General features: G+C 72.5%; 12 protein-coding genes. 9 read left to right on the top strand and 3 right to left on the bottom strand.

Annotation, left to right across the window (positions count from 1 at the left end; genetic code table 11):
* The first annotated feature begins 157 nt into the window (after nucleotides 1-157).
* Complete coding sequence (locus ACF089_RS16135) at nucleotides 158-868, top strand: class III extradiol dioxygenase subunit B-like domain-containing protein (RefSeq protein ID WP_392026534.1); 711 nt, start codon at nucleotides 158-160, stop codon at nucleotides 866-868.
* Between the two features lie 209 nt (nucleotides 869-1,077).
* Here the strand turns inward: ACF089_RS16135 and ACF089_RS16140 are convergent, their stop codons facing one another.
* Both ACF089_RS16140 and ACF089_RS16145 read right to left on the bottom strand, forming a co-directional pair.
* Complete coding sequence (locus tag ACF089_RS16140) at nucleotides 1,078-1,323, bottom strand: antitoxin (RefSeq protein WP_392026536.1); 246 nt, start codon at nucleotides 1,321-1,323, stop codon at nucleotides 1,078-1,080.
* 22 nt (nucleotides 1,324-1,345) lie between these two features.
* Nucleotides 1,346-1,675, bottom strand: coding sequence for a hypothetical protein (locus ACF089_RS16145; RefSeq protein ID WP_392026538.1), 330 nt, complete (start codon nucleotides 1,673-1,675; stop codon nucleotides 1,346-1,348).
* A 183-nt stretch (nucleotides 1,676-1,858) separates the two neighbouring features.
* Here ACF089_RS16145 and miaA point away from each other — a divergent pair, with 183 nt between their 5' ends.
* The 5 genes from miaA to hflX all read left to right on the top strand — a co-directional run bounded on the left by miaA (nucleotide 1,859) and on the right by hflX (nucleotide 9,301).
* Nucleotides 1,859-2,797 (top strand): tRNA (adenosine(37)-N6)-dimethylallyltransferase MiaA, encoded by a 939-nt coding sequence (gene miaA / locus ACF089_RS16150; RefSeq protein WP_392026540.1) that lies wholly within the window; start codon nucleotides 1,859-1,861, stop codon nucleotides 2,795-2,797.
* Between the two features lie 106 nt (nucleotides 2,798-2,903).
* The gene (locus ACF089_RS16155) at nucleotides 2,904-3,344 is read left to right on the top strand and encodes a hypothetical protein (RefSeq protein WP_392027182.1); all 441 of its coding nucleotides are present in this window, start codon (nucleotides 2,904-2,906) and stop codon (nucleotides 3,342-3,344) included.
* 354 nt (nucleotides 3,345-3,698) lie between these two features.
* Nucleotides 3,699-5,888 carry a RelA/SpoT family protein gene (locus tag ACF089_RS16160; protein ID WP_392026541.1) on the top strand — a complete coding sequence of 730 codons (2,190 nt, stop codon included), beginning with the start codon at nucleotides 3,699-3,701 and terminating at the stop codon, nucleotides 5,886-5,888.
* A gap of 65 nt (nucleotides 5,889-5,953) precedes the next feature.
* Nucleotides 5,954-7,468 (top strand): M1 family metallopeptidase, encoded by a 1,515-nt coding sequence (locus ACF089_RS16165; protein ID WP_392026543.1) that lies wholly within the window; start codon nucleotides 5,954-5,956, stop codon nucleotides 7,466-7,468.
* A gap of 318 nt (nucleotides 7,469-7,786) precedes the next feature.
* Nucleotides 7,787-9,301 (top strand): GTPase HflX, encoded by a 1,515-nt coding sequence (gene hflX / locus ACF089_RS16170; protein ID WP_392026544.1) that lies wholly within the window; start codon nucleotides 7,787-7,789, stop codon nucleotides 9,299-9,301.
* Between the two features lie 207 nt (nucleotides 9,302-9,508).
* On the opposite strand, the gene ACF089_RS16175 is transcribed toward hflX, so the two are convergent.
* Nucleotides 9,509-10,684 (bottom strand): trypsin-like serine peptidase, encoded by a 1,176-nt coding sequence (locus tag ACF089_RS16175; RefSeq protein ID WP_392026546.1) that lies wholly within the window; start codon nucleotides 10,682-10,684, stop codon nucleotides 9,509-9,511.
* A gap of 372 nt (nucleotides 10,685-11,056) precedes the next feature.
* Here ACF089_RS16175 and ACF089_RS16180 point away from each other — a divergent pair, with 372 nt between their 5' ends.
* From ACF089_RS16180 to ACF089_RS16190, 3 genes are all read left to right on the top strand, one after another.
* Nucleotides 11,057-13,105 carry an IucA/IucC family protein gene (locus ACF089_RS16180; protein WP_392026548.1) on the top strand — a complete coding sequence of 683 codons (2,049 nt, stop codon included), beginning with the start codon at nucleotides 11,057-11,059 and terminating at the stop codon, nucleotides 13,103-13,105.
* Between the two features lie 94 nt (nucleotides 13,106-13,199).
* Nucleotides 13,200-13,946: a GNAT family N-acetyltransferase gene (locus ACF089_RS16185; RefSeq protein ID WP_392026550.1), complete on the top strand. Its 747-nt coding sequence runs from the start codon at nucleotides 13,200-13,202 to the stop codon at nucleotides 13,944-13,946.
* Between the two features lie 200 nt (nucleotides 13,947-14,146).
* Nucleotides 14,147-16,117, top strand: a complete 1,971-nt coding sequence (locus tag ACF089_RS16190; protein WP_392026552.1) for an ATP-dependent DNA helicase — start codon at nucleotides 14,147-14,149, stop codon at nucleotides 16,115-16,117.
* The last annotated feature ends 27 nt before the right edge of the window (nucleotides 16,118-16,144 follow it).

Below are 16,144 nucleotides of genomic sequence, written 5' to 3' on the forward strand. Positions count from 1 at the left end.
AGCCGCCGCCCCGGTGCACGGGGGTGCCTCCAGCCGCCCCGGTGCGCGAGGGCCTGCTCCACCCGCCCCCGCGCACGAGGGCCCGCTCCACCCGCCCCGGTGCGCGAGGAGGGGCTCCGCCCGTCCGGCCGCGCCGTCACGCACTAGGCTGCCGATCATGCTTGTCGCCGCCGCCGTGTGCCCCTGTCCGCCGCTGCTCGTGCCCGAGGTCGCCGCGGGCGCGGCACCCGAGCTGGACGCGGCACGGGCCGCCTGCGCCGACGCCGTCGGCGTGCTGGCCGCCTCCCGGCCCGACCTGCTCGTCGTCGTCGGCCCGGCCGACGAGGCGGGACTGGGCGTCCACCACGCGGGAGCGGCCGGTTCCTTCGACGGCTTCGGCGTCGACCTCGGCGTACGCCTCGGATCGGGCCGGGCCGCCCAGGAGCGGACCCTTCCGTACTCCCTCACCGTCGGCGCCTGGCTGCTCGGCCGCGCGCACTGGGCGGCCTCTCCCGTCGAGGGTCTGGGAGTGGCGGAGGACATGGAGCCCCGTCTCGCCCTGGCGGCCGGGCGTGAGACCGGCGCCCGCGCCGCGCGGGTGGCCGTGCTCGCCATGGGCGACGGCAGCGCCCGCCGCAGCCTGAAGGCTCCCGGCTACCTGGACGAACGCGCCGAGGACTTCGACGCGCTCGCCGTCCGAGCCCTGGCCGAGGCGGACACCGACGCCCTGGCGGCCCTGGACGCGCCTCTGGCGTACGAACTCAAGGCGGCGGGCCGGGCGTCCTGGCAGGTGCTCGCCGGCGCGGCGGAGGACGCCGGGCTCGCGGGACGGCTGCTCTACGACGACGCGCCCTACGGCGTCGGCTACGCGGTCGCCGCCTGGTCCTGATCGGCAGGGGCGCGGCCCCGGGCGGCGGCACACCCCACACCCGCCGCCGCCCCCGCGCCGTTCGGAACCGTATGGGGTCGTACGCACCGCACCGCACCCGAGGGCGGCACGCGAAAAGCGACCGACGGCGGGGACAACGGCGGACGGCCGCGGAGCGGGCTGCTCCGCGGCCGTCCGGCCTGGTCGGCCCGAAGGGGCCGGAAACGCGGTCAGGAAGCCGGAGGCGGCGGGGGAGTGCCGCCCTCATCCTTGTGCGCGATGCGCTCCAGCGCCTCCTTGGCCTTGCCCGTGCCGGACTCGATCTTGTCGCTGTACTTGCCCTTGGTCCGCGCGTCGACGGCGTGCGCGGCCTTGTCCAGACCCTGCTCGATCTTGTCCCCGTGCTGCTGTGCCAGGTCCGAGACCTTCTCCTTGGCAGGGGCGAGCTTGGCCTTCAGTTGGTCCATGAGGCCCATGGGGCACCTTTCGTGTCGGGACTTACTTGCGGGCGCCCTCGCCGGCTTCACGGTCCGCGGCCTCCCCGGCCGACTGCTGCCGGGGAATCTCCACGCCCTCGGCGGCCGCGGCCTCCGAGGGCGCCTCCGCCTTCTCGGCCCCGGTGGCCCCGGTGACCTCAGAAGCCTCGGTGGCCCCGTCCGCCGTGCTCTTCGCGGGCGTGGCCTCCGGAGCCCCGTCCCCGCTTCCGTTCCCGGCTTCCGGCTCCACCGCCTGGGTGTCGGCGGCCTTCTCCCGGGCCGAGGTGTCCAAGGTGTCCTTGGTGGCCTCGGCGCCCTTCGACCGACGAAGGAACCGTGCAAACACGCCCATATTTACTCCATAGCGTACTCGTGTGAGTGATGTTCCGCGCCGCTGGAAGCGCCCTGCTGTCGCCTCGGCGGGGGACCGGTCGGGAAACCGGCGTTCGGAACCTCGCAACAGGCAACGAACCCCCCGCCGTGCCGTCACCTCGCTCGTTCGGGGACATCGCCCCGCGTTTGCGAGACTGGTGCGGTGAGAAGTGCAGCTCCCGCACCGCGGGTCATCGCCGTCGTCGGTCCCACCGCGGCCGGAAAGTCCGATCTGGGCGTTTTCCTGGCCGACCAACTGGGTGGCGAGGTCGTCAACGCCGACTCCATGCAGCTGTACCGGGGGATGGACATCGGCACCGCCAAGCTGACGCTCGGCGAACGCGGCGGCGTCCCCCACCGTCTCCTCGACATCTGGGACGTCACCGAGGCCGCGAGCGTCGCCGAGTACCAGCGGCTCGCCCGGGCGGAGATCGACCGCTTGCTCGCCGAGGGCCGCACCCCGGTCCTCGTGGGCGGCTCCGGGCTCTATGTGCGCGGCGCGATCGACGCTCTGGAGTTCCCCGGCACCGACCCCGCGATCCGGGCCCGGCTGGAGGCGGAGCTGACCGCCCTCGGCCCCGGCGAACTGCACGCCCGGCTCGCCGCCGCCGACCCCGGGGCCGGCCGCGCGATCCTCCCCGGCAACGGCCGCCGCATCGTCCGCGCCCTCGAAGTGATCGAGATCACCGGCAAGCCGTTCACCGCCAATCTCCCCGGCCACGACAGCGTCTACGACACCGTCCAGATCGGCGTCGACGTCGCCCGCCCCGAACTCGACGAGCGCATCGCCCGGCGCGTCGACCGGATGTGGGAGGCCGGATTCACCGACGAGGTCCGGGCCCTGGAGGCACAGGGGTTGCGCGAGGGGCTCACAGCGTCACGCGCCCTCGGCTACCAGCAGATCCTCAAGGCGCTGGCGGGCGAGTACACCGAACGGGAAGCGCGCGAGGAGACCGTACGGGCCACCAAACGCTTCGCGCGCCGTCAGGATTCATGGTTCAGAAGGGATCCGAGGGTGCATTGGCTCAGTGGGGCTGTCGCCGACCGCGGGGAACTTCCGGGGCAGGCGCTGGCGTTGATCGAACGAGCGGTTACAGCCTGATCACGTGATGGCATCGGGACGCCTTGCCCGTCATGTCGGCGTGCTGGACCGTGCCATCATCGAGCAACGATCGACTGTGGAGTCCGAATGGGGAGGGCGCGTGGCGATGGAGGCCGGCCCTCACGACACCGACCAGCAGCAGCGCGACGCAGCGGGCGGCGGGCCCGCCGGCCTCAGCCCTGACGGTCCCGACGACCGGGACCTGCTCGCGGGCGAGGTCGAGGTGGAGCTGCGCCCGGCGCGCAGACTCCGGATCTGGCAGCTCGCCCCCATCGTGATGCTCGCCGCGCTCGGCTCGCTCATGTTCGGCTTCCCCCTCGCCTTCAGCACCTCCGGCGGAGCGGTCGTCGCCATGCTCGGCCTGCTGATCAGCTGCTGCGCCGCCGGCTGGGGGGTGATGGCCGCCCGCAGAGTCGGCCACACCTGGCCCGGACTCCCCGCCCGCGGCTCCGGGGAGCGCCCCGACTGGCGCGTCCTCGCGCTCTACGTCGGGGTGGGCGTCCTGCTGGTCGCCCTCGCCGTCTGGCGGGTCGCCCGCCTCCGCTGAGGCGTCGCCGACCGCCAGGACCCGGGCCTCGAACACCGCCCCGACGCCTTGAGGACCGCCCCGACCGGGCTCGAACACCGCCCTCCCCCGGGCGCGCCGTGAGCGCCGACCCGATCGGCGCCCTCCCCCGTACCCGACCCACCGCACCCGCCTCCCGGTCGGCCCGAGGGCCGCGGCCGACGCCGGATCGGCTCAATCGCACCCGCATAGAGCTTCGCTCGAATGGGTGATCCGTTTCACGCTCGGCGAGAGCTGGACTGCTCCACGTGGTGGGCTCGGTAGCATCAAGCACCGGCCCGGAGGGCACACCTGCTCTTCCCGCCGCCGGTCGAACGCCGCCCGGAGGTGCCCCCCATGAGTGCAGAGGCCGCCAACCCTGGCGCCCACAGCCGCAGGCGCGGCCGTCCCAGGATCGACCTTCGCAGGCTGGGCCGTGCGGCCCTCCTCGGACCGGCCGCCCGGGACCGGCTCCCCGACGCCATCGGCCATGTCGCCGACGCGCACCGGGCGCACCATCCCGACGCCGACCTCGCGACCCTCCATCAGGCTTACGTACTGGCCGAGTCGTCGCACCGGGGGCAGTTCCGCAAGAGCGGCGAGCCGTACATCACCCACCCCCTCGCCGTCACCCTGATCCTCGCCGAACTCGGCGCGGAGACCACCACCCTGACGGCCTCGCTCCTCCACGACACCGTCGAGGACACCGAGGTGACCCTCAATCAGGTGACCGCGCAGTTCGGCGACGAGGTCGCCTACCTGGTCGACGGGGTCACCAAGCTGGAGAAGGTCGACTACGGGGCCGCCGCCGAGCCCGAGACCTTCCGCAAGATGCTCGTCGCCACCGGGAACGACGTCCGCGTGATGTCGATCAAACTCGCCGACCGGCTGCACAACATGCGCACCCTCGGAGTGATGCGCCCCGAGAAGCAGGCCCGGATCGCCCGCGTCACCAGCGACGTCCTCATCCCGCTCGCCGAACGCCTCGGCGTACAGGCGCTCAAGACCGAGCTGGAGGACCTCGTCTTCGCGATCCTCCGTCCCGAGGAGTACGAGCGGACCCGTGTGCTGATCGCGGAGAACGCCTCCGCCGGAGCCGCCCTCGACACCATGGCCGAGGGATTCCGCACCGTTCTCCGCGAGGCCGGGATCGCCGCCGAAGTCCTCATCCGGCCGCGGCACTTCGTGTCCGTCCACCGGATCAGCCTCAAACGCGGCGAGCTGCGCGGCACCGACTTCGGCCGGCTGCTGGTCCTCGTCGGCGAGGACGCCGACTGCTACGGGGTCCTCGGCGAACTCCACACCTGCTTCACCCCGGTGATCTCCGAGTTCAAGGACTTCATCGCCGCCCCCAAGTTCAACCTCTACCAATCGCTGCACACCGCCGTCGCCGGACCCGGCGGAGCGGTCGCCGAAGTCCTCATCCGCACCCACCAGATGCACAAGGTCGCCGAGGCGGGAGTGATCGCGCTGGGGAACCCGTACACCCCCGTCGAGAGCGTGGAGCCCGCCGACGGCGAGCGGGCCGACCCGACCAGGCCCGGCTGGCTCTCCCGGCTGCTGGAGTGGCAGGAGTCGACACCGGACTCCGACGCCTTCTGGACCTCGCTCCGCGCCGACCTGGCGCAGGACCGGGAGATCACCGTCTTCCGCGCCGACGGCGGCACCCTCGGCCTTCCCGCCGGGGCGAGCTGTGTCGACGCGGCCTACGCCCAGTACGGCGAGCGGGCCCACGCCTGCATCGGTGCGCGTGTCAACGGACGGCTGGCGACGCTGAGCACCGTGCTCGTCGACGGCGACACCGTGCAGCTCCTCCTCGCCCACGACAATCCCGAAGCCCGCCGGGACGCCCGACGGGACGCTGATCGGGACACCTTCCGGGACACCGGCCGGGCCCAGGGCGCCCCCGCGGCCCAGGACGTCCAGGACGCCGTCTCCGGGCCCTCGCCCGACTGGCTGGACCACGCCCGCACCCCCGGGGCCCGGATCGCCATCACCGCGTGGTTGGAGGCCCATCCCGAAGGCGCGGCGGCCCCCGCCGCGATGCCGCGCGGACCCGCGCCCGTCGCCCAGGACGCCGAGAGCCCCGCGACCGCGGCCGGAGCCGTCGCCGATCTCCCGGACGCCACCGTACGACTCGCCGGCTGCTGCACCCCCGTACCGCCGGACGCGGTCACCGGATTCGCGGTACGCGGCGGCGTGGTCACCGTCCACCGCGAGCAGTGCCCGGCCGTGTCCCGGATGAAGTCCCTGGCCCGCGAGCCGATCCCGGTCCACTGGGACGACACCGCCGGCTGCCGCGTCACCCTGGTCGCCGAGTCCTTCGGCCGCCCCCATCTGCTCGCCGACCTCACCGAGGCCATCGCCACCGAGGGCGCCGCCATCGTGTCCGCGACCGTCGAACCCCCCAGCGAACAGCGCGTACGGCACACCTACACCCTCCAGCTGCCCGACGCCGCCAAACTGCCCGCCCTGATGCGCGCCATGCGCGATGTGCCGGGCGTGTACGACGTGAGCCGAAACCAGCGCCGGGCGGCAACCGGCTGACCCCGTTCGGGTGGTGTGAAGCGCGCCGCCACAAAGGGAGCCGTCCGCCCTGGTAGCCGTAGTCCATGCTGCCCGAATCCCTGCCCACCGCCCCACGGCGCTTCCCGACCGCCGCGGCCCGGCGCCGGCTGCGAGCCGCACTGCCGGCCGTCGCGTGCACCGCCCTCCTCGCAGCCGCGCTGCCCCCGCCGGACCCCGCCCCGCTCGGCATCGGCGACCCGCTGTTCCCGACCCTCGGCAACCCGGGTTACGACGTCGTGGAGTACGACATCTCCTTCGACTACGGCGGCAGCAACACCGCCCCGCTGGACGCCGTCACCAGAATCGAGGCCCGGGCCACCGAACGGCTGGAGCGCATCAACCTCGACTTCACCCACGGCACGGTCGGCGCGGTCAAGGTCAACGGCCTCCCCGCCGACTTCGCCACGGCGGAGGAGGACCTCGTCGTCCAGCCCTTCGTACCGGTCGAGGCGGGCTCCCGGGTGCGGATCACCGTCGAGCACACCAGCGATCCGCGGGGAGAGGCGGGCGGCTGGGTGATCACCGGCGACGGGCTCGCCATGGCCAATCAGGCCGACGCCGCCCACCGGGTCTTCCCCTCCAACGACCACCCCGCCGACAAGGCGTACTTCACCTTCCGCGTCACCGCGCCCAGCGAGCTGACGGCGGTGGCCAACGGCGTGCGGACGGACCGGCGGGAGAACGGCGCCACGACCACCTGGTCCTACCGGACCCGCCACCCCATGGCCACCGAACTGGCCCAGGTCTCGATCGGCGAGTCGGCCGTCCCCACCCGCGAGGGCCCCGGCGGACTGCCCGTGCGCGACGTGGTGCCCTCGAAGGACCTCACCCGGTTGGAGCCCTGGCTGAAGAAGACCCCTGAGCAGCTCAGATGGATGGAGGGCAAGGTCGGCCCCTACCCCTTCGAGAACTACGGGGTGCTGATCGCGGACGCCGACACCGGCTACGAGCTGGAGACCCAGACCCTCTCGCTGTTCGAGCGCCGGCTCTTCACCAACAGCGCCTTCCCCGAGTGGTACGTCGACTCGATCATGGTCCACGAACTCTCCCACCAGTGGTTCGGCGACAGCGTCTCCCCCCGCAACTGGTCCGACCTCTGGCTGAACGAGGGACACGCCACCTGGTACGAGGCCCTCTACGCCGAGGAGAAGTCCGGGCGCCTCATGGAGACCCGGCTGCGCGAGGCGTACCGCCGCTCCGACCAGTGGCGGGCCGACGGCGGTCCGCCCGCCGCACCCAAGCCCCCGGCCCCCGGGAAGAAGATCAGCCTCTTCCGGCCGGTGGTGTACGACGGCAGCGCGCTGGTCCTGTACGCCCTGCGGCAGACGATCGGGAAGGACGCCTTCGACCGGCTGGAGCGGGCCTGGGTGCGCGACCACCGCGACGGCACGGCGAGCACCGCCGACTTCACCCGGCTCGCCGCCGAGATCGGCGGGCGCGATCTCACCGCGTTCTTCCAGGCGTGGCTGTACGGGGAGCGCACCCCGCCGATGCCCGGGCACCCGCAGTGGACCAGCGCGGCACCGGCCAAGCGGGCGGGCGCGCCGGCCGGGGGCTGAGGCCGGAGTGCGGGGCGGGCTCGGGTCCGCCCGGTCCGCCCGGGGTCCTCCGGTGCCGTGTCCGGGCGGGAGGCGGTGCGTGCGGCGCGGGCCGGTGGTGCGGGCCGGCGTGGGCTTCGCGGAGGGGAGGGAAAACCGGGGTGACGGCTGCGAGGGCACCGTGGGACCATCGAACACGTCGGCGACGCCGCCGGAGCCGGATCCCGTACCGCGACCCGCACGGGAATCATCCGGACTCGTCACGCGTTGTGACTAGTGTGGGTCGCCCCGGATTCCCGTCCGGCGCGACCTGGAATGACCCATCGACGTAAGGATCCAATGACCTCCTCTTCATCCCCTTCCCAGGACGAGCAGAGCTTCGACGAGCAGCGTGCGCAGGGTTCCGCGGAGTCGCGAGCCGAGAGCCTTCGGGCCGATGCCCTGATGGAAGAGGACGTCGCCTGGAGCCACGAGATCGACGGAGAGCGGGACGGCGACCAGCTGGAACGCGCCGAGCGAGCCGCGCTGCGGCGAGTGGCCGGCCTCTCCACCGAGCTCGAGGACGTCACCGAGGTCGAGTACCGGCAGCTGCGCCTGGAGCGTGTCGTGCTGGTCGGCGTATGGACCTCGGGGACGGTGCAGGACTCGGAGAACTCCCTCGCCGAGCTGGCGGCCCTGGCCGAGACGGCGGGCGCCCAAGTGCTCGACGGTGTGATCCAGCGCCGTGACAAGCCCGATCCGGCCACCTACATCGGCTCGGGCAAGGCGCAGGAACTCCGCGACATCGTGCTCGAGACCGGCGCCGACACGGTGGTGTGCGACGGTGAGCTGAGCCCCGGCCAGCTGATCCACCTCGAAGACGTCGTCAAGGTCAAGGTGGTCGACAGGACCGCCCTCATCCTCGACATCTTCGCCCAGCACGCCAAGTCCCGGGAGGGCAAGGCCCAGGTCGCGCTGGCGCAGATGCAGTACATGCTGCCCAGGCTGCGCGGCTGGGGCCAGTCGCTCTCCCGTCAGATGGGCGGTGGCGGCGGTGGCGGCATGGCCACCCGAGGCCCCGGTGAGACCAAGATCGAGACGGACCGGCGACGGATCCGCGAGAAGATGGCGAAGATGCGCCGGGAGATCGCGGAGATGAAGACCGGCCGCGAGATCAAGCGCCAGGAGCGCCGACGTCACAGGGTGCCCTCGGTCGCGATCGCCGGTTACACCAACGCCGGCAAGTCCTCGCTGCTCAACCGCCTCACCGGAGCCGGCGTCCTGGTGGAGAACGCGCTGTTCGCCACCCTGGACCCGACCGTCCGGCGGGCCGAGACACCGAGCGGACGGCTCTACACCCTGGCCGACACCGTCGGCTTTGTCCGCCATCTGCCGCACCATCTGGTCGAGGCGTTCCGCTCCACGATGGAGGAGGTCGGTGACTCCGATCTGATCCTCCATGTGGTCGACGGAGCACACCCCGCCCCGGAGGAGCAGCTGGCCGCCGTGCGCGAGGTGATCCGCGACGTGGGCGCGGTCGACGTGCCCGAGATCGTGGTGATCAACAAGGCGGACGCGGCCGATCCGCTCGTGCTCCAGCGTCTGCTGCGCATCGAGCGGCACGCGATCGCGGTGTCGGCGCGGACCGGCGAGGGCATCGAGCGGCTGCTCGCGCTCATCGACGCCGAACTGCCCCGCCCCGAGGTCGAGATCGAGGCCCTTGTGCCGTACACCCAGGGCGGACTGGTCTCCCGGGTGCACGCCGACGGTGAGGTGCTCTCCGAGGAGCACACCACGGACGGCACCCTGCTCAAGGCGCGGGTCCACGAGGAGCTGGCGGCGGCGCTCGCGCCGTACGCGCCCGTTCCGCACTGACCCGGTCGGTCCGCGGTACTACGCCAGGACAGCGGCGTCCCGGGGCAGGGACACCGCACGTACGTCAGCGGCGCCCGCCCCTCTGATCGGGGGGGCGGGCGCCGCTCGCGTATGTGCTGGACGCGCTGGGCATCCGGCGGGTCCAGCACGGTGCGGTACGGCCCGTCGAGCCGCACCGCACCGTCCGGGAAGGTCTCCGGCTGCCGATTACCTGCCGGCGTACTTCTCGCTGACCGACTCGAAGACGGCCTTCGCCTCGCCGCCGAGCCGGGGGCCGGCCAGCCAGCCGGCCGACACGGGCCCGATCGAGGTGTTGGAGATCAGGGCCGGCTTCCCGTCCCGGCCCTCGGCGACCCAGCCGCCGCCGGAGGAACCGCCGGTCATGGTGCAGCCGATGCGGTACATCGTCGGCTCGTCGGTCTTCACCGAGAGCCGCCCCGGCCGGTCCGGGCACTGGAACATCCGCTCGCCGTCGAAAGGCGCTGCGGCCGGGTAGCCGGTCGCCGTCACACGGGCCATCTCCGACACCGAGGGGGCGTCGAACTCCACCGGGAGCGCCGACCCCACCGTCTCCTCCAGCGACTTGCCCGTGCCGCCCTTCTCGGGAGTGACGTGGATGACCGCGAAGTCGTAGGGAGCGCCCTGACCGCCGGTCTTGCCGCCTTCGCCGATCCACTGCTCCGAGGTCTTCACCCAGTCGCCCCACCACACCCCGTGCGGAGCGACCTCCGCCTTGGGCGCGTTCTGGAGATCGGCCGTGGACCGCGCACTGTCGTTGTACGAGGGAACGAAGGCGATGTTCCGGTACCAGCCGCCCTTCTTCCCCGCGTGGACGCAGTGGCCAGCCGTCCAGACCAGATTGGACTTGCCCGGGTTCGCGGGGTCCTTCACCACGGTCGCCGAGCAGACCATCGAGCCCTCGGGCCCGTCGAAGAAGACCTTGCCCGCCTCCGGCGCGCTGGTCCGGTAGGGAGCGCGCACCGTCTGTGCCTCGACCGGCGCGGGCGTCGGGTCGGTGACACCGTCGTCGCCCGAGATGTCCTCGTCCACCGGACGCTCCGGAGGCGTCTCGGCCTCACGCATCCGGTCCGGGTCCCAGAGGTCCTCGATGATGGGATTGACGAAGTCCTGGGCCTCGCGGAGCCAGGCGTCCTTGTCCCAGTTCCGCCACTCGCCGTTCCGCCATTTGTCGACGTCTATCCCGTGTTCCTTGAGCCTGTCCTTCAGCTCGTCCGGGATGGTGAGCCTGTCCTTCGCTTCCTGGGCGGCGGAGGCGCTCGGACTGTCGCCCGCGTTCTCCTCGCTCGGACCGCAGGCGGTGGCCGCCAGCGCGAGCACGGCGGCGATCGAGGCCGCTGCCATCGTCGGACGAATGGGTCGCATGTCGTGATCCCCCTGGGACTTCGGTGATTCCGTGCCGGTCGAACCGTGGAACTGGGCCGCGCCGCCCGGGAATCGTCGCCCCGGCCGCGCCGGTCCGGGAGTCTCCCGAACCGCCGGGAACCCTACAAGGCGGCTTCCGCCCGGCGACAAGGTCCCCCACGGCGGCGACGCCGGCGCCGATGGGGACGGTGCGCGGCGGGTTCCCGGTTCCGCCGGGGCAAGGATCTTCGGACTGGCCGTGATCGGGGGCCCGCCAAGTCGTTGGTACACAGGGGGACACGGGAGGGGCCCCGCCGCCGAACGGTCGACTCGCCCGGGAGACGGCGTCGGTCGGCCCCGCCACCGCCCGGACCCCACCCGAGGAACCCCTGAGTGAATCCCATCCCGGCCCCCGCTTCCGAAGCGCGAAACCCCCTTCCTGAGCCGAGGACCACCGCCCCCGAGCAGCCGAACGCCGTCCCCGAGGCCCGCGACCGCGTCCCCGGGCCGAGGACCACCGTCCTTGAAGCGCGAGACGGCGTCCCCGAGGCACGGGACCCCGCGCCGGCCCTCGCGGCGACCACCGCGTCGGCCGACGGCGTCGCCGGGGGCCCCGACCCGCTCGACGACCCGGACCCCGGCCGGGCCGCCGACGCGGCGGCCGTCGAGAACCTGCTGCGCTGCTGGGTACGGGAGCACGACATCGGCGAGCCCGACGGATCCACCGTGCGCATCCCCCTCCCCGCCGCCGGCGCGGCGCTCCTCGTCCCCGTCCGCTACTGGTCACCGAGCGGAACGCACCGCTTCGCCGCACCCGCCCTGGAGGGAGCGCCGGGAGACGCACCCGCCCCCGACGCCGTCACGGTCGCGGCCCTCCTCGAACGGGCGGTCGGCCCCACCGAAGCCGAAGCCGGACCCGGTGCCGAAGCCGATGTGGAAGCCGGAGCCGAGCACGAAGCCCGTCCCCGCGCGGTCGACCGGCAGGCCGGCTCCGCCGGAGCCGGCGACCTGGTGCACCGGGTCGCCGACTCCGTACGCCGTACCGCCGTCTTCCTCGCCGAACGCAGGGCCGATCCCGCCCCGGCCCCCGGCGCGGATCCCTTTCTCACCGCCGAGCAGTCCCTGGTGCTCGGACACCCCCTGCACCCCACCCCCAAGAGCCGTGAAGGACTCTCCGACGCCGAGAACCGGCGGTACTCACCCGAGCTGTACGGCTCCTTCCCCCTGCACTGGATGGCCGTCGACCGTTCCGTCCTCGCAGGCGACTCCGCCTGGACCGAACGGGGCCGCCTCCTCCCCGCCGAGCGGCTCACCGCCCGGCTCTGCCCCGGCCTCACGCTCCCCGATCACAGCGTCGCCCTCCCCCTGCACCCCTGGCAGGCCCGCGACCTCGCCGAGCGCCCCGCCGTCGCCCAGCTCCTCGACGCCGGTCTGCTGCACGACCTCGGCCCGTACGGCGATCTCTGGCACCCCACCTCCTCGCTGCGAACCGTGCACCGTCCGGGTGCTCCGGCCATGCTGAAACTCTCCCTGGGCCTGCGCATCACCAACTCCCGCCGGGAGAACCTCCGCAAGGAACTCCACCGGGGCGTCGAAGTGCACCGACTGCTGCGCACCGGCCTCGCCGCCCGGTGGCGGGCCGCCCACCCGGGCTTCGACATCGTGCGCGATCCCGCCTGGCTCGCCGTCGACACCGCCGGGGCCGACGCCCTCCACGGCGGTCCCGTGCCCGGGTTCGACGTCCTTCTGCGTCAGCAGCCCTTCGGACCCGGCGACGACCCCGTCTGCGTCGCGGGCCTCACCGCGCTCCGCCCCTGGCCCGGCCGCCCCGGGACGGGCTCACGGCTGGCCGCCGTCGTCGCCCGGCTGGCCAGGAACACCGGTCGCGGTGGTGCCACCGTGGCCACCGAGTGGTTTCTGCGCTATCTCGACCAGGTGATCCGCCCCGTGCTCTGGCTGGACGGCGCGGCCGGCATCGCCCTCGAAGCCCACCAGCAGAACACCCTGGTCCTGCTCGACCCCGACGGCTGGCCCGTCGGCGGCCGCTACCGCGACAACCAGGGCTACTACTTCCGTGAATCCCGCCGCGCCGAACTCGACCACCGCCTTCCCGGCATCGGCTCCCTCAGCGACACCTTCGTCGACGACTCCGTCGCCGACGAGCGCTTCGCCTACTACCTCGGCATCAACAACGTCCTCGGGCTGATCGGAGCCCTCGGCTCGCAGGGCCTGGCGGACGAGGGCGTCCTCATCGCCGCCTTCCGGCGCTTCCTCGCCTCGGCCACCGGTCTCGGCTCACCGCTGCCGACCCTGCTCCTGGAGGCCCCCACCCTCCGTACCAAGGCCAATCTGCTGACCCGGGTGCACGGCCTCGACGAGCTCGTCGGCCCGGTCGCCGCCCAGTCCGTCTATGTCACCCTCACCAACCCCCTCCATCGCTGATCCGCCTTCCGTTTCCGTGCCGTGCGCGCGCACCGCCGCCGGCCGCGACACCACCCGTACGAGCAGTACCGACCTGTGAGAGGAGCGCCATACCGTGTCTCCCACCGATGCGAGAACCGGCGCCGGTCCCGTCCCCGGGCTCGACGGGGGCGCCGGGGAGCCCCCGGGCGAGGGCGCCGAGGACACCTTGGAGCTACGCATTCCGGACGAACTCCTCTCGCTGTTCCGCAGGGCCGATCAGCTCCAGGACCCGGACGGGTCCGGCGCCGGCCTTCTCCTGGACCATCTCGCCTCATGGGGACCGACCACCACGCCGGAAGGCGTCTTCCAGCTCGTCCCCGCCGACCTCGACCGTGATCTCGCTCTGATCAGCCACTGGATGAACGACCCCGCCGTGGCCCCGTTCTGGGAGCTGGCGGGACCCGAATCGGTCACCGCCGACCATCTGCGCGCCCAGATCGAGGGCGACGGACGCAGCGTCCCCTGCCTCGGTGTGATCGACTCCGTCCCCATGAGCTACTTCGAGATCTACCGCGCCGATCTCGATCCCCTGGCACGCCACTACCCCGCTCGCCCCCACGACACCGGCGTCCACGTCCTGATCGGCACCGTCGCCGACCGGGGCCGGGGCCTCGGCTCCAGCCTGCTCCGAGCCGTCGCCGATCTCGTGCTCGACAACCGTCCGCGATGTTCACGTGTCATCGCGGAACCCGATCTGCGCAACACCCCCTCCGTCGCCGCCTTCCTCAGCGGCGGATTCCGCTTCTACTCCGAGGCCGACCTGCCCGGGAAACGCGCGGCTCTGATGGTCCGGGACCGCGCCCTGCGGCGCGTGCTGTGAATGCGCCGGCCCCCTGCTTCGCGCCGACACCCTGCATACGGACGCCGCCCCCGATTGGTTCCGCGCCGTCGGCCCCTCGCGCGAAACTCGCTCGATCCGGTGAAAGACAACGGATCCCGAGCGCTCCGCGGTCACGGCCCGGCAGCATTCTGGCGAGATCGGATCGGGATGTCAGTGGCGAGCCGTAGGGTGGTCCGCCTATGACGAAGCCATCCCTCCCCGAACTCCTCCATGCCGCCGTCACCGCCGTCGGCGGCATGGAAAGGCCTGGTCAGATTGCCATGGCCGAAGCCGTCGCCGAGGCAGTCGACGACGGTTCGCACCTCCTCGTCCAGGCCGGCACCGGCACCGGAAAGTCGCTCGGCTATCTGGTCCCGTCGGTGGCTCACGGAGAGCGGGTCGTCATCGCCACGGCGACCCTCGCCCTCCAGCGCCAGCTGGTCGAACGCGATCTGCCCCGCACGGTCGACGCGCTGCATCCGCTGCTGCGCCGCCGTCCGGAGTTCGCCATGCTCAAGGGACGGTCCAACTATCTCTGCCTCCACCGGCTGCACGAAGGAGTGCCGCAGGAAGAGGAGGAGGGACTCTTCGACCCGTTCGAGGCCGCCGCGCCGAGCAGCAAGCTCGGCCAGGACCTGCTGCGGATGAGGGACTGGGCCGACGAGACGGAGACCGGCGACCGGGACGCGCTGACCCCGGGCGTCTCCGACCGAGCCTGGGCCCAGGTCTCGGTCTCCTCGCGCGAGTGCCTGGGCGCCAGCAAGTGCGCGTACGGCGCGGAGTGCTTCGCGGAGATGGCCAGGGAGCGGGCCAAGCTCTCGGATGTGGTCGTCACCAATCACGCCCTGCTCGCCATCGACGCGATCGAGGGCGCTCCGGTCCTGCCCCCGCACGAGGTCCTGGTCATCGACGAGGCCCATGAGCTGGTCTCCCGGGTCACCGGCGCGGCCACGGGCGAGCTGACTCCCGGCCAGGTCAACCGGGCCGTGCGCCGTGCGGCCAAGCTGGTCAACGAGAAGTCGGCGGACTCCTTGCAGACCGCGGCCGAGACCTTCGAGCGAGTGATGGAGCTGGCCCTCCCCGGCAGGCTGGAGGAGATCCCGGAGGATCTCGGCTATGCCCTGCTGGCACTGCGTGACGCGGCTCGCACGGTGATCTCCGGCCTCGGGTCCACCCGGGACAAGGCCGTCCAGGACGAGGACGCCGTGCGCAAGCAGGCCCTGGCGTCCGTGGAGAGCATCCACGACGTCGCGGAGCGCATCACCCAGGGCTCGGAGTACGACGTCGTCTGGTACGAGCGCCACGACCGCTTCGGGGCTTCGCTGCGCGTCGCGCCGATGAATGTGTCCGGGCTGCTGAGGGAGAAGCTGTTCGCCGACCGCTCGGTGGTGCTGACCTCCGCCACGCTGAAGCTCGGCGGCGATTTCAACGGGGTCGGCGCGTCGCTGGGCCTCTCCCCGGAGGGGACCGGGGGCGATGACGCGCCGCAGTGGCGTGGTCTCGACGTCGGCTCGCCCTTCGACTATCCCAAGCAGGGCATTCTCTATGTCGCCCGCCATTTGGCGACGCCGGGCCGGGAGGGTTCCCGCGGCGACATGATGGATGAGCTGGCGGAGCTGGTGGAGGCGGCCGGCGGTCGTACGCTCGGTCTGTTCTCCTCGATGAGGGCGGCCCAGGCGGCGGCCGAGGAGCTGCGCGGCCGTCTGGTGAACAAGATTCTTCTCCAGGGCGAGGAGACGCTCGGCGAGCTGATCAAGAGCTTCGCGGCCGACCCCGAGACCTGTCTGTTCGGCACCCTCTCGCTGTGGCAGGGGGTGGATGTCCCGGGCCCCAGCTGTCAGCTGGTGGTGATGGACCGCATTCCGTTCCCCCGGCCGGACGATCCGCTGATGAGCGCCCGGCAGAAGGCGGTGGAGGAGGCGGGCGGCAATGGATTCATGGCGGTCGCCGCGACGCATGCCGCGCTGTTGATGGCGCAGGGCGCGGGCCGTCTGGTGCGTGCCACGGACGATCGCGGTGTCGTCGCGGTGCTGGATCCCCGGCTGGCGAACGCGCGGTACGGCAGTTTTCTCCGGGCTTCGCTGCCGGACTTCTGGTACACGACGGATCGGAATCAGGCGCGTCGTTCACTGGCGGCGATCGATGCCGCCGCGAAGGCCGGCGGCGCGTAGGAGGGGCCTTCAGGGGCTGGGCCCTGT

Origin of the sequence: Streptomyces sp. NPDC014894, assembly GCF_043080985.1 — a bacterium.
Taxonomy (GTDB): Bacteria; Actinomycetota; Actinomycetes; order Streptomycetales; family Streptomycetaceae; genus Streptomyces.